The 21,075-nt window shown below is 57.8% G+C and carries 13 protein-coding genes; 4 read left to right on the top strand and 9 right to left on the bottom strand.

Translation table 11 applies throughout. The annotated features are described in order from the left end of the window. Positions 1–11 precede the first annotated feature (11 nt). Complete coding sequence (locus HY010_17345) at positions 12–3,485, bottom strand: TonB-dependent receptor (GenBank protein MBI3477500.1); 3,474 nt, start codon at positions 3,483–3,485, stop codon at positions 12–14. Positions 3,486–3,799: 314 nt separating this feature from the next. Here HY010_17345 and HY010_17340 point away from each other — a divergent pair, with 314 nt between their 5' ends. Both HY010_17340 and HY010_17335 read left to right on the top strand, forming a co-directional pair. Then, positions 3,800–5,128 carry a thymidine phosphorylase gene (locus HY010_17340; protein ID MBI3477499.1) on the top strand — a complete coding sequence of 443 codons (1,329 nt, stop codon included), beginning with the start codon at positions 3,800–3,802 and terminating at the stop codon, positions 5,126–5,128. Continuing rightward, positions 5,129–6,355 (top strand): NupC/NupG family nucleoside CNT transporter, encoded by a 1,227-nt coding sequence (locus tag HY010_17335; protein MBI3477498.1) that lies wholly within the window; start codon positions 5,129–5,131, stop codon positions 6,353–6,355. 236 nt (positions 6,356–6,591) lie between these two features. On the opposite strand, the gene HY010_17330 is transcribed toward HY010_17335, so the two are convergent. Then, on the bottom strand, positions 6,592–7,242 hold the full coding sequence (locus HY010_17330; GenBank protein ID MBI3477497.1) for a cysteine hydrolase: 651 nt from the start codon (positions 7,240–7,242) through the stop codon (positions 6,592–6,594). Between the two features lie 71 nt (positions 7,243–7,313). Here HY010_17330 and HY010_17325 point away from each other — a divergent pair, with 71 nt between their 5' ends. Further along, on the top strand, positions 7,314–8,513 hold the full coding sequence (locus HY010_17325; GenBank protein MBI3477496.1) for an amidohydrolase family protein: 1,200 nt from the start codon (positions 7,314–7,316) through the stop codon (positions 8,511–8,513). Positions 8,514–9,121: 608 nt separating this feature from the next. Here HY010_17325 and HY010_17320 read toward each other — a convergent pair. The 7 genes from HY010_17320 to HY010_17290 all read right to left on the bottom strand — a co-directional run bounded on the left by HY010_17320 (position 9,122) and on the right by HY010_17290 (position 18,010). Further along, positions 9,122–10,531 carry an amidohydrolase gene (locus tag HY010_17320; protein MBI3477495.1) on the bottom strand — a complete coding sequence of 470 codons (1,410 nt, stop codon included), beginning with the start codon at positions 10,529–10,531 and terminating at the stop codon, positions 9,122–9,124. A 352-nt stretch (positions 10,532–10,883) separates the two neighbouring features. Further along, entirely contained in the window at positions 10,884–11,468 is a 585-nt protein-coding gene (locus HY010_17315; GenBank protein ID MBI3477494.1) for an amino acid synthesis family protein, read from the bottom strand. After that, a complete protein-coding gene (locus HY010_17310) occupies positions 11,465–12,049 on the bottom strand; it encodes an amino acid synthesis family protein (GenBank protein MBI3477493.1) in 585 nt (194 codons plus the stop codon). Before HY010_17310 ends, HY010_17315 begins: the two co-directional genes overlap by 4 nt. After that, positions 12,042–12,938: a UPF0280 family protein gene (locus HY010_17305; protein MBI3477492.1), complete on the bottom strand. Its 897-nt coding sequence runs from the start codon at positions 12,936–12,938 to the stop codon at positions 12,042–12,044. Before HY010_17305 ends, HY010_17310 begins: the two co-directional genes overlap by 8 nt. Further along, positions 12,935–14,395 carry a 6-hydroxynicotinate reductase gene (locus HY010_17300; protein MBI3477491.1) on the bottom strand — a complete coding sequence of 487 codons (1,461 nt, stop codon included), beginning with the start codon at positions 14,393–14,395 and terminating at the stop codon, positions 12,935–12,937. The genes HY010_17305 and HY010_17300 overlap by 4 nt, the downstream gene beginning before the upstream one ends. Continuing rightward, positions 14,388–17,177, bottom strand: a complete 2,790-nt coding sequence (locus tag HY010_17295) for a molybdopterin-dependent oxidoreductase (protein MBI3477490.1) — start codon at positions 17,175–17,177, stop codon at positions 14,388–14,390. The genes HY010_17300 and HY010_17295 overlap by 8 nt, the downstream gene beginning before the upstream one ends. Continuing rightward, complete coding sequence (locus HY010_17290; GenBank protein MBI3477489.1) at positions 17,177–18,010, bottom strand: xanthine dehydrogenase family protein subunit M; 834 nt, start codon at positions 18,008–18,010, stop codon at positions 17,177–17,179. The genes HY010_17295 and HY010_17290 overlap by 1 nt, the downstream gene beginning before the upstream one ends. A 214-nt stretch (positions 18,011–18,224) precedes the next feature. Between HY010_17290 and glgP the strand changes: the two genes are divergently transcribed. Then, on the top strand, positions 18,225–20,960 hold the full coding sequence (glgP, locus tag HY010_17285) for an alpha-glucan family phosphorylase (protein ID MBI3477488.1): 2,736 nt from the start codon (positions 18,225–18,227) through the stop codon (positions 20,958–20,960). The last annotated feature ends 115 nt before the right edge of the window (positions 20,961–21,075 follow it).

The raw sequence follows: 21,075 nt of genomic DNA, 5'->3' as shown, positions 1-21,075 counted from the left end.
CGCCGTACGCTCTAGAAATGCAGCTTGAGAGCGAACTGTGTCAATCGAGCGTTGTTCACAGTCTGCGAAATCTTGCCGAACGTGCCAGAGGCTAGGTCACTGTCCGGTTGGAAGAATTGCGCGTGATTGAACAAGTTGAAAAACTCCGCACGGAATTCCAGATTCACACCTCTCTCGCGAAGCAATGTGAACTGCTTAACCACAGAAAAATCAGTGTTCACGAAGCCTGGGCCATAGAGAGGGGATCGACCGGCGGTGCCAAGCTGCCCTGGTGCTGGGTCTTCAAAACAATCCGTGTTAAACCACTTAGCCGGAGTTGGATTGCCGATCTTCCCGCTGCAAGTCTGGTTGGGCCGGATGGAGTTGTTTCCGTTGTTGGCGAAACTTACTCCGGTTGTGTTGTTGCTGGTCGTGATGAAAATGGGAAATCCTGAAGTGATCCTTTCAATGACGTTGATCTGCCAATTACCGAGAACGGCATCGACCGGTGTACTCCAGCTGTTTCCGAATTCCTTGCCCTTCCCGAAAGGCAAATCGTAGATCACGCTCGCCGAGAAGTTGTGATTGAGGTGGATTTGCGAGAGCGCCCAATCCCCCTTGGAAGTGCCGGGCAGCGGGAAGTAGGTAGCTCCCGTGCCGGTTCCAAGGCCATCGGAGAAGCCGCTGTCGAACGCTCGAGCGTAAGTGTAGCTCAGCAGGGCATAAAGGCCGTGCCGAGCACTCTTGGTCTCGGCTTTGATTTGTAGCGAATCATATCGTGCTGAACCGATGTCGTTAATGTTCTGAATGTTCCCGAACTGCGGGTACGCGACCGTGTTCCCCAGACCGCAACCAAGCTTGTAGTTGGGGTCGAACGTCGGGTCGCCTGGATCGCAGGCAGAGGGAGACTTCACGTTTAAGTTTTGTCCATCCACCAGGATGTGTGTACTCTTCGACCCCGCGTAGCCAACCGTTAACACGATATCGCCCGGTAACTGACGCTCGACGTTGAAGTTGTACTGCTGCACCGTTCCCATTTTGAAGTCGAGATTCTGCGAGAAGATGTTGCCGCCAAAGTCGGCCGGGTCGGTGGGCTGAGAGATGATTGGGAATCCCGATGCGCACGTCTCAGCTGGACAAAGAGCACTTGGAGAAATCCCTTTGCCAGTTGCTGCCAAGTCGAATGTCTGATGGCAGGCAGCTAGTTCGAACGGGCATGCATCGGGGAAGAATGCCGCGAAATTGGATTCCGCGAAGAAGGGTGGATTCTCCCACAAGCCCTGCCCTCCCTGGTTCCAGGAAGAATCGTGGAAGATCGCGTAGCCAGCTCTGACCGCAGTCTTGTTGCTTCCAAAGGGCTTCCATGCCAACCCGATACGTGGCTCAAAGGCGCGCTTGTCCCATTGCACGCCAACTCTGGAGTCAGAACCCTGCCCCGGAATGAGGAACTTGCCGGTTGCAAAGTCAAAATTCGCTTGGCGATTCTGAGCTTCGGTGACGGGGGTCACGAGGGCCCAAGCCAAGCCGAGGTTCAATGTCAGGTTGTTAGTTACACGCCAGTCGTCTTGAATGTACGGGCGGAACAGCTTCCAGCGCCGGCCTGTCGTTGAGCCCTTAAAGGTCTGATCATGGAGAGCCAAGTCGGGCAAGCCGAGGGCAAAATTCGCCATGTTATCGCCCGCCCACGCGTTCGTGAAGACAAGGAATCCATCTTGAAATGCGTTGGTGGCCACGTTCAATTGGTTGATGCGCAGCTCGCCGCCAATCTTGATGTTGTGCTTCCCGCGGATCATGTCGAACGAATCCGCGATCGTGAACACGTTCGTACCACCCTGGAACGGTGCAAACCCGCGATCGCCCAGAGACCAGAAACCGCCCCCGATGATCATGGACGTCAACCCGCAGCTGATTCCACCCAGGTTCGCTCCCGGAATACCCAGTTGTTCGGAAATGCAGGTCCCGCTCCCCTTGGAACGAATGTGATTGAATATGCGGTTATAACCTGCACTGAACTGGTTGATGCTGTTCCCCGAGAAAATGTGGGTCTCGGAAAGTGAGACGTTACGCCCATGGTTGTCAATGTCCTGCGTGCTGCCGAAGGCATTGGCTTCGGCAAATCCTGGAGATCCGCCAGGGATGAACACCGTCGCTTGGTCATAGCTAAACCGCGCGAACAGCGAGTCCTTAGAGGAAAAATTGTGATCCAGCCGGATGTCGAATTTCCCCTCGTCAACCTTCCTTGAAGGAGCATTGATGAAGTTGTTCCCGTTGCTCACTGCCGGGTCCGTGTTGGGCAAAGGATAGAAATCCGTGGAAGCCAGCATTTGGGCTGCCGCCGGATCAAGCAAGTTGCCGGGAATCTTGTTGCAATCCACACCGGGAGCTTGCGAACCGTCGGCATTTCCCGGAATCGGAGATCCTTCGCCGTCACACTGGAAGTTTGTATTGTCGGCTCCCGTAACAAACGGATTGTGAATGTACCCGATTGGGTTGTCAGCTCCCGTGATTGTGTGACTGAAGTCGCCATTCCGCATTTCTTGCGTGGGTACGATTCCCAGGAAGTTGTTGCCCTGCCGCGACCGCTTTGCCTCGTAGTCGATAAAGAAGAAAGTCTTGTCCTTTACGATCGGGCCGCCAAGGGATCCACCAAACTGGTTGAGATTGAATTTCTCTACTTTTTGCGCAAAAAAGCTTTTGGCATCAAACGAGGTATTGCGGAGAAACTCGAACAGCGAGCCGTGGAACTTGTTGCCGCCCGCCTTGGTCGACAGAATTACCGTCGGGCCCGCGCGGGTTCCATATTGCGCCGAGTAGTTATAGGTAAGGACCTTGAATTCCTGGATGGCGTCAATCGAAGGGATGATCGCGATACCTCCGGCAGTTAGTTCGTTGTTGTCATTGCCGTCGAGCAACCAGTCCGTGGCACTGGCTCTTGATCCGCCGACTGAAAGCGAAAAAGAACCGCGCGTCGAAACTTCGCTGCTGGGTCCGCCGTTGAAGAAGCTGTTGGGATTGGTCTCTTGCGTAGTGCCCGGAGTAAGCGTCGCCAACTGAACGAAATTGCGGCCATTGAGCGGCAACTGGGCGACTTGTTCCTCGGTAATGACCTGACCAAGAGTCGGATTCGTGGTCTGCACAGCTACTTCTTCGGCGCTTACGTCCACGGTTTGACTGACCGACGCTGGAGCGAGTGAGAAGTCCAACTCGCGGTGTTCGTCGATCTGCAATTTGACATTCCTTTGTTCGGCAGCCTGAAAGCCCTGTGAGTCTACGCGGACGGTGTAATCCGAGACAGGCAGCAATGGGACGGAATAGTGTCCCGACGCATCCGTTTTTGCGTCACGCGAGATGCCCGTGGCCTCGGACGTGACTTTTACGGTCGCGCCCGCAATGACTGACCCGGTTTTATCCGTGACTGTGCCGGAGAAACTTCCGTTGGCTTGGCTATAGAGGAATTGGCAGATGGACAAAACAACGATGGTAAGCAGCGCGCTTCGTTTCATCATAAATTGGTCACCCCACGTTGGTCGCTCGGACGCGAGCGAATGGACTCTCCACTGCGCAAGTGAAACTGGAGCGTCCCTTTTTTACAGTCCCGCCATCTAACTGGATCGCCTTCTTAAAGTCAAGCGGTTTTGTGCCGCCTCACAGAGCCTCGACGCGAGCGGATAATTTGCCGGGACCCGCATCTATCAGCTCCATTCTCGGTCTCCAATTTTTCGTATTTCCCGGCTCGAAGGTTTACAATTGCGCCGCTTCAAAGACTCGTCCGATCGTCTACCCCGGGGAGTATTTCCGCGTGACTGAACCCAGTTCTTCGCTGCCGACATTTCGAGTCGCCGACCTCATCCGCAGGAAGCGCGATGGCGGTGCTTTGTCGCGCCCCGAAATCGATTTTCTAGTGGACGGCTGCACGCGCGGTACCGTTCCGGACTACCAGATTGCGGCGTGGCTGATGGCAGTCGTTCTTCGCGGCATGACCGGCGAAGAGACAGCGTTCTTGACCAACGCGATGTTGCATTCTGGCGAAGTGCTCGATCTGAGCTTTCTGCCTGCCAAAAAAGTCGACAAGCATTCGACCGGCGGCGTGGGAGACAAGACTTCGCTGATTCTTGCGCCTCTCGTGGCAGCTGCCGGTCTTTACGTTCCGATGATCAGCGGACGCGGTCTGGGACATACGGGCGGCACTCTGGACAAATTGGAATCCATTCCCGGCTTCCGCGTTGGGCTATCAGTACCGGAGTTTCATCGCGTCCTGGAAACTTGCGGCTGCTCGATGATCGGCCAGACGGAGAAGATCGCTCCTGCCGACCGCAGGCTGTACGCGCTGCGCGACGTGACGGGGACGGTGGAAAGCCCTTACCTGATTTGCGCGTCGATCATGAGCAAGAAACTCGCCGAGGGAACGGACGCGCTCGTCCTCGATGTGAAGACCGGATCGGGCGCGTTCATGAAGAAGGAAGAAGACGCCGTGTTCCTCGCCGAGTTGATGGTCGAAACCGGCGAACGCATGGGAAAGCAGATGGTCGCCCTGATCACCAACATGGATCAACCGCTGGGCAGGATGGTTGGCAATGCGCTCGAAGTCATCGAGTCGATCGAAGTCCTATGTGGTGGTGGGCCGCGCGATCTGCGTGAACTTTGCCTGGAGCTGGCCGCCTGGATGTTCTATCTCGGACAAGCCTCAAAGTCTGTCGCCGAGGGCCGGCAACTCGCCGAGCAAACGATTGCATCCGGCAAAGCATTGGTCAAGTTCCGGCAGATGGTGGAGTTGCAGGGTGGCGATCCCAGAGTGGTCGACGATCCATCGCGGCTGCTAACGGCTAAACACAGCATCGACATTTCCAGTCCGCGCGCTGGATACGTAAGCGCGATCCAGTGTGAGCGAGTCGGCACAGCCTGCGTCATCCTTGGCGGCGGGCGCGAGCGTAAGGAAGATTCCGTCGATCCGGCTGTGGGAATTGTTGTACACAAGAAGATTGGCGACCAGGTGTCGGCAGGCGAACCGCTGTGCACGATCCACTGCCATTCCGACGCACAAGCCGCCGGCGCAAAAAAATTACTCGAACAGAGTTACACGATTTCAGATGCGGCCGTGGGCCACAAGCCTGCCTTGATCCATCGAGCGATACACAAAGGGGGACACTAAATGGGACGGTTCACTGGCATTCTCGGCCTCCTTGCGATGCTGGGCCTGGCCTACGCTTTCTCCACCGACCGCAAGGCGATTCGCATGAAGACCGTCGCCTGGGGCTTGGGATTACAGTTCGTGTTTGCGGTGTTCGTTCTGAAAGTTGACGCCGGACGCGCGCTCTTTCAAGGAGCGGGCAACTATGTCACGAAGCTTCTGTCCTACGCGTACTTTGGATCGCACTTTGTCTTCGGCGATCTCGCCAACCCCGGCTCCCAGTTCGGCTACTTCGCGTTCGGCGTATTGCCCACGGTGATCTTCATTGCGGCATTTTTTGCCGTTCTTTACCACTACGGCATCATGCAGTTCATCATCCGGATTGCGGCCGTGATCATGACACGGGTCATGGGTGCAAGCGGTGCTGAATCCCTGAACGTTGCCGCTTCTATTTTCATGGGACAAACCGAAGCGCCACTGACCATTCGTCCGTTTCTAAAAGACTTGACGCGGTCAGAACTGATGACGGTGATGACCAGCGGCATGGCGCATGTCTCCGGCGGGATCATGGCCGCATACATTTTCTTTGGGATCGATCCCAAGCATCTGCTGAGCGCAGTGATCATGACCGCGCCCGGCACATTGCTGATGGCGAAAATGCTGGTCCCCGAAACCGGGCAACCCAAAACAGCCGGCCGCGTTGTAATGGACTCTGACGAAGAGAAATCCGACAAAGAAGAGAACCTGCTCGGAGCGATCTCGCGCGGCACGACGGACGGCCTACATCTTGCCTTAAATATCGCGGCGATGCTCATCTCGTTCCTTGCACTGATCGCGCTGGTCGATGGGGTCTTCGGCTGGACTCACAATCACATTGCATGGTTCCCGCAGAGCCTGGAGAGCATATTGGGTGTGGTCTTTGCTCCGATCGCCTGGCTCATCGGCATCCCGTGGCGCGATTGCCCCACGATTGGGTCGCTGCTGGGCACGCGTATGGTCCTGAATGAGCTGGTCGCATTTTCCAAGCTCGGTCCGATGAAAGGAATCCTCGATCCGCGCTCTTTCACCATCGCGACCTTTGCGCTCTGTGGGTTTGCGAACCTAAGTTCGATCGGAATTCAAATCGGTGGCATTGGAGCCTTGGCGCCAAATAAAAAGGGCGAACTGGCGCGCCTTGGCGTCCGAGCTATGCTCGCGGGCACGATGGCAAACCTGATGTCCGCTTCCATCGCTGGCATGCTGATGTAGGAGCCAAGGCGAGAGGGTCTGCTTTGAAAAGGGCACACCTTCATGCGTGCCGAACCCTGAAGTCAGTAATTCGAGATTTTGTTTTTGGGTGGCGCAGCGCTTTAGCGCTGCGATTCTGTCGCACTAGAGCGCGGCTTCAGCCGCCGAGGTCGATACCTGACGACTGACTTTGTGCGGAGCAAGAATGACTCACCGCTCAAGACATTGCTTTTGGGTGGCGCGGTTCACCGCAGCGACTAGCGCCGTCTTCGATCTTCGGCTTCGGACACGGAGGTTCCCCGGAGCCTGGCCAGCGCCTCGTCCGTGGTCACGACCCGTGCCCCCATCTTCTGCAACTCCGCAACAGTTCTGTTTCCGGCACCCGCATCCAGAGTCTCAATCGCATCCCGCACCACAGACACGCGCCGATTCCGCGACAGCAGTCCCCTCGCCGCGAAACCCACGCAAAATTCGGTCACCACCCCAAACACGACAAACTCCGCCGCCGAGCCGAGTCGCTCCACCAGTGACTCCGCATGCCGGCTCTGAAAGATATCCAAAGTCTGTTTTTCCAAAACGATCTGCTGAAACTGCGAGAGATCGGCCGGCAATGTTGCCGAAGGCAGGTTCTCCACCCGAGCCACGCGATCCGCGAGTGCCTCCGGCACAAAGTCCGCGCCCGGCGTGCCTTTCATACAATGCGGAGGGAACTGCTGAAACTCCGGGTCGTCTTTGGGATGGAAGCACCCATGCGAAACCAGAAACACTTCATCGCGCCGCGCTGCATCGGTCAATTTGCGGATATTCGGCAACAGCTTTTCGGCGCCGGGCACATAGAGCTGTCCGCCGGGCAGCATGAAGTCTCTCTGCACATCCACTTCCCAAAAAATGAAGTTGCGGGATACCATTTCGTCCTCCGCTCGCTGAACGCTTTGACAGTAGTTAATGATAAATCGCATCGGCAGGAAAGAAGAAACTCATGGCCCACGGTGAAGCCGCAAAGCCCACTTCTCAAACGAAACTCGTCATTCGTAACATCGGACTCCTGCTGAGTGGCGATCTCGATCAGCCGCTCCTCGACGCCGACACCGTCGTAGCAGTCGGCGCTCGCATCACCGCCGTAGGCAAAGAAAAAGATATCGACACTTCCGGCGCGACCACGATCATCGATGCCAAAGGTGTCGCGCTCGCGCCCGGCCTCATTGACAGCCACGTCCATCCCGTCTGCGGCGACTGGACTCCCCGCCAGAATCAACTCGGCTGGATCGACAGCTATCTCCACGGCGGCGTGACTACGATGGTGTCCGCCGGAGAAGTGCATACGCCGGGACGTCCGAAGGATGTTGTCGGACTCAAGGCCATGGCCATCTTCGCGCAACGCGCATTCCATGCGTTTCGTCCGGGCGGCGTGAAAATCTATGCGGGGGCGCCGGTCATCGAGCATGGAATGGTGGAGGACGATTTCAAGGAACTCGCCGCCGCCGGAGTCACCATTCTCGGAGAAGTCGGACTGGGAAGTGTGAAGGACGGTAAGACCGCCCGCCAGATGGTCGGCTGGGCCCGCAAATACGGTATCCAGAGCACCATTCACACCGGAGGCCCATCGATCCCGGGATCAAGCCTGATCGACAAAGACATGGTCCTTGAAACCGACGCCGACGTAATCGGCCACGTCAACGGCGGCCACACCGCGCTGCCGGACGATCAGATCACAGCACTCTGCGAGAAATCCACCCGCGCGTTAGAGATCGTCCACAACGGCAACGAGCGCGCCGGACTGCTCGCGCTGCGCACGGCGCGTGAACTGAACCAACTGCACCGCGTGATTCTGGGAACAGATTCTCCCGCCGGATCGGGCGTGCAGCCGCTGGGAATCATCCGCATGATCGCGATGCTCTCCGCGCTCGGTGACATTCCTGCCGAAGTAGCGATCTGCCTCGCCACCGGCAACACCGCCAAAATGCGCAAACTGAATTGCGGCCTCATCGCGCCCGGCCGTGAAGCCTCCTTTGTATTGATGGACAAAGCGCAGCACTCGGCAGGGAAGGATCTGCTCGACAGCATTCAGAAAGGAGATCTGCCAGGGATCGGGATGGTTGTGATTGATGGGGCGGTCAGTATTCAGCGGAGCCGGAACACGCCACCAGCGGGGATGGTGCCAGTGGTGGTGGAGCGCTAGTGAAGCTGCAGACTAATGAGTTTAGCCGTCTGAGTACTTGAATCATCTGGAATCGCCTAGCTTCGCTTTCGTACTAGGCCGCGCAAAATAGCAAGTCGATTTGCTGGCGCGCTGGGGGAAAGGAAGTCAGGAATGGTGTTCTTCGTACGGCGAGGACGAGACAGAAACGCGACAGGCCATTCCGTTATTCGTCGTTTCTTTATATGGGTATACTGGCCTGGATTTGGTTCTGCGATGTGTTCCTTCTGCAGGATTAGAGCAAGTGGCTTTTCTGCTCCTCGGGATTCCATTGAAAACCGAAGGGCGGCGGGGTAGGAGGTGAATGCGCGGTAATAATCGCTTCCATCTGCTCTGTCAGGTGCGCCGCGCTCAGGATGGCACCACACGCGATATTCCAAGACAGCATCCCAGACAAATCCTCCCCCGGCGTAGCTAGATGCGCGATATTTGCCGACTCGTGCCGGATCGATTGCCCTCGGAAATCGTGTTCGCTCCATCATCATTGCCTATTGTAAAAGGTTACGTCACGAGGCGAACCCTGTACGTTTCAATAGCTAAGGGGCGGATGGGCATCGTTGAGTGGATTCCCGTCGCATTGTGTGTCGAACTCATTCCATCCCGAGCGAAGCCGCAATCGACTTCTTATATTCCCGAGCCTTCGCAATCGCCGCCGCTTCATCCACTGTAAGCAGCTTGTGATCCCGCATCACGACGCGCCCGCCGATCACGACCGTCTTCACGTCTGACCCCTTCAGCGAGTACGCAATCGCCGCATAGATGTCATACATCGGTACCGCATTAGGCTCATCGAGGCTGATCAAAATCAAATCCGCCTTCTTGCCAACTTCGAGTGACCCAATCTCTTTCTCCATGTGCAGAGCCCGCGCCCCGTCGATGGTAGCCATCTCCACCACCGCCTTCGCATTCAGAGCCAGGGGACTCATCTTCGTAATCTTCGCCAACTTCGCCGCCAGGTCGATCTCCTCCATGATGTCGAGATCGTTATTGCTACCCGCCGGGCCGTCAGTGCCGAGGCCCACCGCGATTCCCGCAGCACGCATTTCCGGCACCGGAGAAACTCCGCTGGCAATCATCATGTTGCTCGACGGATTATGCACGCACCCCACACCCCGCGCCGCCAGAGTCTTACGGTCCGCCTCGTCGACAAAAATGCAGTGTGCCGAAACCACATCCGGCCCCAGCAGCCCGATCTTGTCCAGATACTGCACCGGAGACATCCCACTATTTTTCAGGCTGTCGTCCCACTCCTTCTTCATCTCCGAAGTGTGAATCAGAATCGGCGCGTGATACTTGCGCGCCAGCGCCGCTGCGTCCTGCAATGTCTTCTGCGAACACGTGTAGATCGAATGCGGTGCAGGAGCCGCATGAATCAGCGGATCGCCCTGCCACCTCTTTAGGAATTTTTCCGTGTACTCGAGCATCGCGGCGTTGGTTTTGTTGTCCGGCGCCGGGAAATCGATAAACGTCTCGCCCAGCACGCCGCGCATCCCGGCAGCTTTCGTTTCTTCCGCTACAGCATCTTCGAAGTAGTACATGTCGGCAAACGTCGTGACGCCGGAGCGAATCTGTTCCGCCGCTGCCAGTCGCGTCCCCCAGCGGACAAATTCTTCGGTTACATTCTTTGCTTCCGCCGGGAAGATGTATTTGTAGAGCCAGTCATTGAGCGTGACATCATCGTGGATGCCGCGGAAAAGCGTCATGGGGACGTGCGTGTGCCCGTTGACGAAGCCCGGGAGAACGAGCGAATTCTTTGCGTCGATGGTCTGTCTTGCCGTGTACTTTGCTTCAATATCAGCGCGCGGTCCGACTGCAACGATCGTGTCGCCCGTAATCGCCACGGCACCGTCGTCGAGTATCGCGCGCGGCCCGTCCATGGTGACGACCATGCCGCCGGTGACGAGAACGTCGGCGGAGACCTTAGATTGCGTATAGAGCAACTGCGAGGCCAGGACCAGTGAGGCAAAGAGAACTGCGAACGATCGTAGAGAGAGTCTCATGGGTGATAAGTATCTTGGGGAAATTTCTTCTCGAAATCCTTCCACAGCCATCCGGCCCTCAAATATCCCTCAAACAGGAAGATCGGGAGTAGGACCAGCCATATAACAAAGAATTGGGCCGAAAAAGCATGTTCTTGGTGCCTAAATAGTTCCGCCACGGGCAAGACGATCAGCCACACGAAAATGCTGCCGAGTGTGGTGCGAAACCGGAAGCGACGTTTTCCTTGTAGCTTAATGTGGAGCCAATATGTCTCTTCCGTATGTTTCGAAATAGTCATGTTGACTCGCTTCTACTATAGCGGGACAGAGGTCAACCCAAACATTCTCTTGTTGCGGCCTACGTTAACACAATTCACTTCAGTCCATCCTCGCCCTTAATCTGATCCTTGGTCAGCCCGCCCACTCGCGCCAGAGGACGCCCGCTATCCGTCACCGCAATCGCCACCATAATCTCATTCGCGCGTGGAGCATCGTTGATCCGCACTTCCATCCCATCAAAATGACTGCGCACGTAAGCCGCGTCCTTATGTCCTAGAGGAATATCGAGCACCACGCCCAGTCCGCCGCGCTTCTTCGATGATGGAATTAAGGCCGCGCCTTTTCCCAGCACGCGCCGCACGGGAGTTCCCAGCTTCGGATGCAAGATCGCTGCTACATGTTCGAGTTCGCCATTTTCGCCCACGGCAGCTGCCTTGCCATAACTCTCCGCCGCCGGCCCCGCGATCCCAAGCGCTGAAACCGCCCGCTGCGTGAGCAGTTCGCCCAATTCTTCGCCGATCTCCATCAGCTCCGACAAATCCTCGACGTACTTTCCCGCCAGAGGATTCTCAATGACCGCCACCGCCGCTGCCCGCCGTGTTGGCGGAGTGATCGTGCGCTCCATCTCCGTGACCGTCTCTTCGACAAACGTCGCGATCTTGCGAATCTTGGCTTTCATCGGAGTCCATCCTCTCCCTTAATCTCGGACGCTTTCAGTCCGCCCACGCGAGCGTGCACGCGAGAGCCAGTCGTCATCACCAATGCCAAGAGAATTTCATCGGCGCGCGGAGCGTCGGTGATGCCAACCTCCATTGCGTCAAAGTGGCTGCGTACGTACGACGCATTGATATGCGTGATCGGCACGTCGAGTCGTGTGCCGGGGCCGCCAACTTTTTTGGTGGAAGCGACAATTGCCTTGGCACCGCCCAAAACCTCGCGCATCGCATAACCGCCGGGGACATGCCACAGGGCGCCATGTTCGATCTCGCCCGCCGATCCAACAATCGCTCCTTTGCCGTAGCCTTCGATCACTTTCCCATCGCCGCCCAGTGCCTTCACAAGCGATCGCGCCATTTCCAAGCCAAGCGGCTTCAGGTCGTCCATGAAGCTTTCGATTTTTTCAACATACGACCCGGCAAACGGATTTCTAATCACGACCAGCGCTGCCGCTCTGCGCAGAGGTGTCGCCGCAATGGGACCGCCCTCGTGGAAAATCTCCTCGACCGAGAGAAATTTCTTGCGAACCTGAACCTCAGGCATGAATCAAACTCCCGTGGAATGAAGTGGCGATCGTACTGGCGTTACGCTCTTGGCTGGAAATGTACGTCTCTCCTTGGAGTTTAAGCGCAGCGGAACGAATCAATCCCTCGCTTCGAAGCTGTTCTGCCTTTCGGAACCCCGCCGATAGCGCATCGTGAATCTCAGCAGGACTCAGTTCACCCACCGATTGCGTGACCATAAGTTCGCCCAAATCGCTGTCGGGCGCGAGTTCACAAGCGGCAACCCGCTTGATCTTCGAATACCCCGGCAAGTTTACGGCATTGGCAATGACTGTCGCTGCCGCGTCCGCCATCGCGGCATTGTCGGCGAGCACCGTGACCGCATCGGCAATTCCGAGGGAGAAACTCCGGCCGCGCCAGCCGCTGGTCGCGATGCCGCGTACCGGATCATTTGAGCTGATCGTAGTTGTCCCGAACAGTGATGGGCGCTCGGGTCGATCGACCATTCCTACTACGAACTTTTCTCCGGGAGCCATGTGAAGCGCGATGTCGCCGCCGTTGTTCACATAGGCGCGCGCGAGTTCCGCCGCATACGTCATCGAACAGAGAATCTCTTCAGCCACGGCTCCTGCTACGGCGGCCATCGGTGTAATAAAAATTGCCGAAGCGTAGGGAGAGACCGCATTCACCATCCTGCGCGCAACCGATCCCTGCGGTGACGCCCCATCCGCCTGGGTCGGTTGCCGAAGGAATTTGAGTTCACCGCACAGTTCGTCCAGAATCGTGAGAAAACGTTCGCTTGCGGCGCGATAGCTCGCCTCAACTTCAGAAGGAGCGCCGAAGGCTTCGATCACGAGATCGATGGGACCATCGTGAAGGTGCAGGCGGCGGCCGTCGGGGAGCAGTCGGATCCGAGCGCGTGTGTTCATTCTTCCGCACCCGTTTTTCGAAGTGGCCAAGGATTGTCGACTCGGGACGTCACACGCCGTTGCGCTTCATTGTCGCGTTGGATCGAACGCAACGGCCTCACGTGATCCATGTAGCCGCCCAGAGTTTTGTAATTCGACAATTTCAAAGTGAACTCAATCGGAGCCACCAGCGCGGGTGTGGGCACATAGCCGAAGGCGTTAGCGGGCATCCGGCTTACGTCTGCCATGATCGTGATCCCGCCGCCCGGCCACACGTACACAGGCGCGCCGCCGCACGTCACGCGAGTCAACGCCTCTCGTACAGAGTGGGTGAGCTTCACCGGATTTTCAGTGACACCCGCTCGCAGCGATCCACCTGCTCCACCCATAAACAGAACGGTGCAGAGCGCTGGTTCGCAATTTTCCCTGATGCGCTGGACTGACTCCCGCAACGGTGTTGGCAAATCTTTTTCGATGGGTTGCAGCGTCTCGTCCAATTCAAAATATGCGAACTGTTCTCCCGTGGTGCTGACCATCAACAAACGCAACCCCGGTTTCGCCACTTTCGGATCGAATGGAGCGAGGATCGAGAGCGGGTCGGAAATGTTCGTTCCTCCCCAGGATGTGCCGGGCTCGGCGACTCTGAAATATCTCCCTGGAGTGGACCGCCGCCCCAGCAGCTTGATGCCAGTTTCAGCGACGCCCAACAATTTCCCCGCTTGATGTTCCGAGAGCACTCCGGTGATGTGATCGTCGACCACCACGACCTCATCGACTTTGCCGAACCACTGCTTGGCAAACATGCCGATCGTTGCAGAGCCGCATCCGACGCGCATGCGTTCTTCTTGCATGCCATCAACAATCGGCGGCTTGTCGGCCTGAACTACCACCTTTGCGCCGCCATCGATCTCTAATTCGACGGCCTTGCCATTGCACAGATTCAGAAGTGCGTCGCAAGTCGCCGTTCCCTCCTGGCGGCTGCCGCCGGTGAGGTGGCGCACGCCGCCGAGAGAGAGCATCTGCGATCCATATTCGCCCGTGGTCACATGGCCGACGGCTTCACCCTGTGCCCGCACCGTGTTGCATTCAGCTCCCAAATGCCGGTCGGTGTCGATCTTCAGCTTCACGCCGCAATAACTGAAGATCCCTTCGGTAACGATTGTGACCATATCGATGCCTGCAACTTCCGATGAAATAATGAACGGCGCTGGCTTGTAGTCGGGATAGGTTGTACCCGCGCCAATCGCAGTCACGAATGTATCTTCGTCGCGGACGAGCGTGCCGTCCCACTCGCGGCTCTTTTCAAGAAACGGGACCAGCGACTCTCCGCGTGATCGGGCTTGCTCCAGCATCACGTGGGGATCGAGGCGCACGAGTTGTCCATCGCGATTGCCGTAGCGATCGCAGGAACCGGTTCGGCCGGGCTTGATGTAGCAAAGCACGGGGCAAGCGTCGCAACGAATGGCGTCGTCAGCCAACTTTGCCTCCCATTTTCGATTGAGCCAGAATCGCCGCCCGTACTCGGTCCGGCGTCGCTGGAATCTTACGTAAACGAATTCCTGCCGCATCGTGCAATGCATTCAGGATCGCGGGAGCAGTTGGAATCACGGCCTGTTCGCCAATCCCTTTCGCTCCAAACGGGCCGACCGGCGAGGGATCTTCGATCAGGATTGATTCGATCGGCGGAATATCCCCGGCGGAAGGAATCAGGTAGTCGTGAAGATTCTCGCCCTTGCCAGGGAAGAATTCCTCCATCAGCGCCATGCCCAGACCTTGCGCCACACCGCCTTCAATCTGTCCTTCGATCAGGGTCGGGTTGATCGCCTTGCCTACATCATGTGCCGCCGTAATGTTCAGAACGCGCACCGTGCCGAGTTCGATGTCCACCTCAATTTCAGCCATGTGTGCACCATACCCGAACACGGCATACGGAGATCCTTGCCCATCCTGGTCGAGCGGACTCGTAGGCGGATCGAACGTAGCTTCGGCAGTGATCACGTATCCATGCTGATCGAGCGGCAAGCCGGCGAGATCGAGCACGTGAGAGTTGTCTCCGTCTTCAAGGACGACGCGGCCTTCCTCGAAGCGAATATTCGCGCTCTCGGAACGCTTAGCAAGCGCACGGATCGAGTTGCGCAACTGTGTCCCCGCCATGTGCGCGGCTTTGCCGGTGACGAATGTCTGGCGCGATGCGGAAGTCTTGCCGCAGTCGGGAGTGATCGCGGTGTCGCCGGAGAGTAGGTCAAAGCAATCAATGGGCGCGCCGAGCGCGTCAGCGCAAATCTGCGTGACGATCGTGTTCGATCCTTGCCCAATGTCCACCGCCCCCTGGTGCAGTGCGATTCGTCCGTCGCGCTTCAATCCGATACGAACCGTGGAAGGGTTGGGAAGGGAAGTGTTGCCGCAGCCATACCACATGCCCGCCACTCCCACGCCGCGACGCAGCGGTGCATCGGTGTTGGAGTTGAACGCCGCCGCCTCAGTCCGCGCAGCCTGCCATCGTGGACGCAAGGCTTCCAGGCAAGCGCGAATGCCGACGCCCGCTCCCATCACCTGTCCAGTGACGGTGGGAGTCTGATTGTCGAGTGCATTCAGGATGCGAAACTCCAGTCGATCCATGCCCACACGATCCGCGAGTTCATCATAGAGTTGCTCTTGCGCGATGGCCGCCTGCGGCACTCCGAAGCCGCGAAACGCCCCGGCTGGCACCAGGTTCGTGTGCACGGCCCGGGTCAGCGCCCTGTAGTGCGGAACATAATAAGGACCAGAAGCATGCACGGGAACTCGTGCCGATACGGTCGGACCCCACGAAGAATACGCTCCGGTGTTGAAATCAGCGGAGAAATCGAGAGCGAGCAACTTGCCGTCCCGCGAGCAACCCGCCCGCAGACGCATTCTTGCAGGATGCCGCTTGGTCGTCGAGAGGATTGACTCGGTGCGTGAATAGACCATCCGTACCGGCTTCCCGAGATGCCACGCTGCCAGCGCGAGGAACGGCTGGACTGACAAATCGAGCTTCGACCCGAAACCTCCGCCGACTGCAGTGGGAATGATACGGACCTTTTCCGGAGCGATCCCGAGAATGGTCGCGATGTCGGCGCGGTCCATGTATGGCGCCTGCGTGCACGCCTGAATTTCGATTCCGTCGCCAACGCGCCGCGCGAAGCCTGCTTCGGGTTCGATGTAAGCGTGCTCGACGAAGCCAGTCTCGTATTCGCCTTCGGCAGTAATGGCAGCGTCGGCGAGTGCCCGGTCAACATCTCCGCGGACAACTCGTCCCCGCACCAGCACGTTGTCTTCGCGCCCCTCGTGGATGCGCGGCGCTCCTGTTGCCAGGGCTTCGTCGATTTCTTTGAGGGCGGGCAGTTCGCTCCATGTGATCGGAAATTTTGCCGGGTCGAGAGCTTCGACAACTTCTGTTGCTCCCACGATGGCCGCAACGGCTTCACCCCGGTGACGCGCTTCCTGGTGCGCAAACACTGGCTGGTCGGCGAAACGCGGAATCACTCCATAGCAGTCTTTACCAGGCACGTCTTTTGCGGTGAGGACGGCCTCGATTCCCGGATGCGTCCGAACGAATTCGTCGAGATCCCCAAACTCAAATCGCGCACGATGGTAAGGGCTGCGGATCACTCGAACTGATAGCGCTCCGGCGGGCACTTCGTCCGCGCCAAAAACCTCGCTGCCTTCGACTTTCTTCTTTCCGTCGAGGCGGACTAGTCGCTGGCCGACCGCGCCACCAGCTGGCGGCGAGACTTCATCCGTGCCTGACGATTGCGAATCAAGAATGGCAGAGACAATCTTGCGATAGCCGGTGCATCGGCATAAAACGCCGCCGATGGCGTCCATAACCTCAGCTTCGCTGGGTGCCCTTTTTGTTTCAAGCAGCGCCGCGGCAGCAATCAGCATGCCCGGAGTACACGCTCCACACTGGGCAGCACCATGATGCAGGAATGCCTGCTGCAGCCGCATTCCGACTGGCGATTGGTGCAATCCTTCGATGGTGGTGACTTCACATCCGTCAACTTGCCCCGCCGCCACCAGGCACGCGCACACGGGATCGCCGTCGAGCAGGACGGTGCAGGCTCCGCAATCACCTGCGTCGCAGCCAACCTTGGTCCCGGTCAGCCCAAGATCCTCGCGCAGCACGCGCGAGAGGCGTTGCATCGGTGGAGTACAGATCGAAACACCGTGTCCGTTCACGGAGAACGCGATTATTTTCTGGTCGAGTCCCGCGCGTAGGTCGTGGGTTGTCGCCATCAGCGGGTCTCCACGCAGGCATCAAGGGCGCGTTTTGCCAGAGTCAGAGACGCATCGAGGCGATATTCAGCGGTGGCCCGAACGTCGGCGATCGGAGAAAGCGGAGCGAGGTGCGCCGGCGTCACAAGCGCGCTCAGTCCATCGCGCACAGAAGCGCCTGACAAATCGCTTTCCAACTTATGTAGCCGTCTAGCGACCGCCGAGCACGATCCAACTGCGATGCGAGCTGTTTCGACTCGGCCGCCTATGGTGGAAATGATCGCTGCCACCATCGAGATGGAAATCACCAGATAGCGTCGCGCTCCCAGTTTCAGGAATGACGAATGCGCCTCCTCGATCGTGCGCGGAATCCAGATTGCCGTCAGCAGTTCGTCCCCGCGACGGAGTGTCTTCCGGTTCCCCACAAGGAACTCCGCCAACGGCATGCGACGTGTTGCCGCACTCGACGTCAGTTCTATTTCCGCATCCAGAGCGAGCAGAGGAGGCACTCCGTCGGCAGCCGGAGAGGCGTTGCATAGATTTCCGGCAACCGTGCCCCGGTTCTGGATCTGCACTGAACCGACTTCACGGGCTGCGCTCTTCAATGCATCGAAGCAGCGGGGAAGAGGAGCGCGAATCACGTCGGTCCATGTGGTTAAGCCACCGATTCGGATGTGGCTGGCAGTGCTCGATATTCCGCGAAGTTCTCCGATGCCGGAGATGTCCATGACGGGGTCTTGCGCGACCCGATCCCCCAGCGAGGGATAGAAATCGGTGCCGCCGGATAGGACTTGAGTTCCCGGCAGGGCAAGTTGGACCACCGCTTCGTCAAGGGTTTTGGGCCTGAGATACAAGTTCGAGATCCTGGGCCGGGTGGCCGCCCGCGGAGAATGATAGCGCCCATCTTATACGAACGGCTCCATTTGTACAGGTCAGGTGTCGTCCGTTGAAATCCCCGATTACTCCCCCTCACCGACAGAGAGTTTGGTGTATGTCGATTGCCCTTCCAGACCGTAAAATGGAGTGGGGATGGTCTAGGCTCGGGGAAAGTCCTGCCTGATTCAGCCGATGAAATCCCATAAGACCCTAAGTTTGCTTTACGGAGGCATTACCAGTTTGGACCAACACCAGGAAGCAGTTGAGGATCGGGAGCTGGATGTGAATTTTCAAGGCGCAAGCCGCGTTCTCAGGCTGGACGAAATTGCCAATCTGGCGGCCGAGGGGGGCAAGCCCGCCGAAACCCTGATGAATGTCGTGGCCTTGATCGCGCGGCGATTTGAGACCGACGTTTGCTCGGCCTACTTGCTCGAGCCTGATCGCGCCAACCTGGTGCTGGCCGCGACGCTTGGATTACGCCGCGAGTGTATTGGCACGCTTCGCATGGGCATTCACGAAGGCTTGGCAGGACTGGTGGCAGAACAGATGCGCCCGGTCGCGGTCGAAGAGGTCAAGAATCATCCGCGGTTCAAGTATTTCAAGGAATCCGGAGAGGATGCCTATCATTCGTTCCTCGGTGTTCCGCTGATCGATCGTGGAATCTTGCAAGGCGTTCTGGTTGTCCAGACCGTGGCGCCCAGGGTCTTCCCGGAAGACGAAATTCGCATGCTGACCGCAGCAGCGACACAAGTCGCCCCAGTCGTCAGCGAAGCGCGCACGCTCGATCGTTTCATTGCTCCCTCGCAAGAACGGCTCTGGGCTTTGGCTCGCAACTTGTGGTGGAGTTGGGACCACGACTCGGTCGGGCTGTTCCTTGATCTCAACCCATTACGTTGGAGCGCTCTCAATCACAATCCCGTTTCCCTACTATCGGAATTTCCGCTGGCCAAGTTGGAGTCGCGAGCCGCTGAACTCGCTTTGCACAGCCGTATCAACTACGCGTATCGGCGCTTGCGGGAATATCAGGAGGCTGAGCGAACCTGGGGTGCACGGCATGCCGGCATTTTACGGACGCGCCCGGTTGCATATTTTTCCGCCGAGTTCGGGCTTCATGAATCTCTCCCGATCTACTCCGGTGGATTAGGAGTGTTGGCCGGGGATCACATCAAAAGCGCTTCCGATCTCGATATCCCGCTGGTCGGTGTCGGCCTGTTCTATGGCCAGGGATATTTCCTGCAACGGCTGGACCGTAGCGGCTGGCAGCGCGAGGAATATCTTGAAACGGACGTCAGCCAGTTGCCGATGGAAACCGCGATTGGCAAAAATGGTGCGCCGGTCGTCGTACAAATCGATACGCGTGCGGGATCGATTCGTGCAAAAGTCTGGCGTGTAAAAGTCGGACGCTGCGATCTCTTTCTGCTCGATTCCGACGTCGAAGGCAATCATCCCGAAGACAGAACGCTCACATCACGCCTGTATGGTGGCGATCGTCGCATCCGTATCCGGCAAGAATTGCTGCTCGGCGTAGGTGGCCTGCGCGCCTTGCGGGCGATGGGCATCCAGCCTGGGGTGCTCCATCTCAACGAAGGACATAGCGGGTTTGCCGTGCTCGAAGCGGTGCGCATGCGGATGGAAGACGAAGGCATCAGCTTTGAAAGAGCTGTGCCTCGCGTTTCCCGCGAAGTCGTTTTCACGACTCACACACCGGTCCCTGCCGGGCATGATCGCTTTGAGGCCGACCTGACTGAAGAACATCTTGGACCCCTGCGCGATGCGCTGGGTCTTTCGCAACAGAGCTTCATGGGGCTGGGTCGCGAAGATACCAATGCTGATGAAACCTTCTGTATGACCGTGTTGGGCTTGCGCATGTCGCGTCGCGCCAATGCAGTCTCCGCGCTGCACGGTGAGGTGTCACGCGCGATGTGGACTGGACTATCACCGGGCAAGCCCGAAGATAGTGTTCCCATCGGCCATATCACCAACGGAGTGCACGTCCCCTCGTGGCTGGCTCCGCAGATGTTCCGCCTCTACGACCGCCATCTTGGTACCGGATGGCATCTGCGCAGCAGTGAAGCCAAGATCTGGGAAGGAATCGATAACGTCGACGACGGCGAACTTTGGGAGACGCATCTTAACCTGCGATCGCGCCTGCTGGAGTTTGTGCGTCGTCGTGCTGTAGAGCAAGCGGCGCGCCGGGACGAACCACGAGAAACGCTTCAGAGACTCGAGCGTATTCTCAGCCCGGATGCACTCACCATCGGTTTTGCTCGCCGCTTCGCCACCTATAAGCGGGCCAATCTGATTTTGCGTGATCTTGAAAAGCTCGTATCGATGGTCAACGATCCAAAGCGGCCGGTCCAATTCGTGTTTGCGGGCAAGGCTCATCCTCACGATGAACCGGGAAAGCGCGTTCTCCAGCAAATTGCGGAACTGATGCGCGATTCGCAATTTGGCGATCGGTTCGCGTTCGTCGAAGACTACGACATCAACGTGGGACGACACTTCGTGCAAGGCGTTGACGTGTGGCTGAACAATCCACGCCGGCCGCTCGAGGCCTCTGGAACCAGCGGCCAGAAAGTGGTTCTCAATGGCGGGCTAAATCTCTCCGTCCTCGATGGCTGGTGGGCTGAGGCGTATGACGGTCTCAACGGCTTCGCCATCGGTACCGGCCGCACTCATTCCAATATGGATGTTCACGACGCGCGTGACGGTGATGACCTGATGCGCGTTCTCACGGACGAAGTGATCCCGCTTTTTTACAATCGCGATCGTGATGGCCTGCCGCGTGGTTGGATCAAACGTATGAAGCGCACGATCCGGACTCTCGGCTGGCGTTTCAACGCCGATCGCATGGTGATGGACTACACCCTGAACTGCTATATCCCCGCCGCTGGGGGGACTTCGAGCGACATGCGTCCCAGCGTTTAGAGCGCTTGAAGAAGCGTGAATGCGATATATGTGCAAGGCCAGCGCGTAAAGCTGCAACGCTTTTGCGCTGGTCTTTTTTCTTGGCATGGTCGGCCTTGACGGGGCCAATCCCATG

Source organism: Acidobacteriota bacterium (assembly GCA_016196065.1).
Taxonomy (GTDB): Bacteria; Acidobacteriota; Terriglobia; order Terriglobales; family Acidobacteriaceae; genus Acidiflorens.
This window is presented reverse-complemented; position numbering and strand designations above follow the sequence as displayed.

What these genes read in the sequence shown, in the direction of transcription:
- HY010_17295 (MBI3477490.1), bottom strand. Translation starts at nt 17,177, where the DNA reads ATGGCGACAACCCACGACCTACGCGCGGGACTCGACCAGAAAATAATC.
- HY010_17310 (MBI3477493.1), bottom strand. Translation starts at nt 12,049, where the DNA reads ATGCCTGAGGTTCAGGTTCGCAAGAAATTTCTCTCGGTCGAGGAGATT.
- HY010_17320 (MBI3477495.1), bottom strand. Translation starts at nt 10,531, where the DNA reads ATGAGACTCTCTCTACGATCGTTCGCAGTTCTCTTTGCCTCACTGGTC.
- HY010_17345 (MBI3477500.1), bottom strand. Translation starts at nt 3,485, where the DNA reads ATGATGAAACGAAGCGCGCTGCTTACCATCGTTGTTTTGTCCATCTGC.
- HY010_17330 (MBI3477497.1), bottom strand. Translation starts at nt 7,242, where the DNA reads ATGGTATCCCGCAACTTCATTTTTTGGGAAGTGGATGTGCAGAGAGAC.
- glgP (MBI3477488.1), top strand. Translation starts at nt 18,225, where the DNA reads ATGAAATCCCATAAGACCCTAAGTTTGCTTTACGGAGGCATTACCAGT.
- HY010_17325 (MBI3477496.1), top strand. Translation starts at nt 7,314, where the DNA reads ATGGCCCACGGTGAAGCCGCAAAGCCCACTTCTCAAACGAAACTCGTC.
- HY010_17315 (MBI3477494.1), bottom strand. Translation starts at nt 11,468, where the DNA reads ATGAAAGCCAAGATTCGCAAGATCGCGACGTTTGTCGAAGAGACGGTC.
- HY010_17305 (MBI3477492.1), bottom strand. Translation starts at nt 12,938, where the DNA reads ATGAACACACGCGCTCGGATCCGACTGCTCCCCGACGGCCGCCGCCTG.
- HY010_17335 (MBI3477498.1), top strand. Translation starts at nt 5,129, where the DNA reads ATGGGACGGTTCACTGGCATTCTCGGCCTCCTTGCGATGCTGGGCCTG.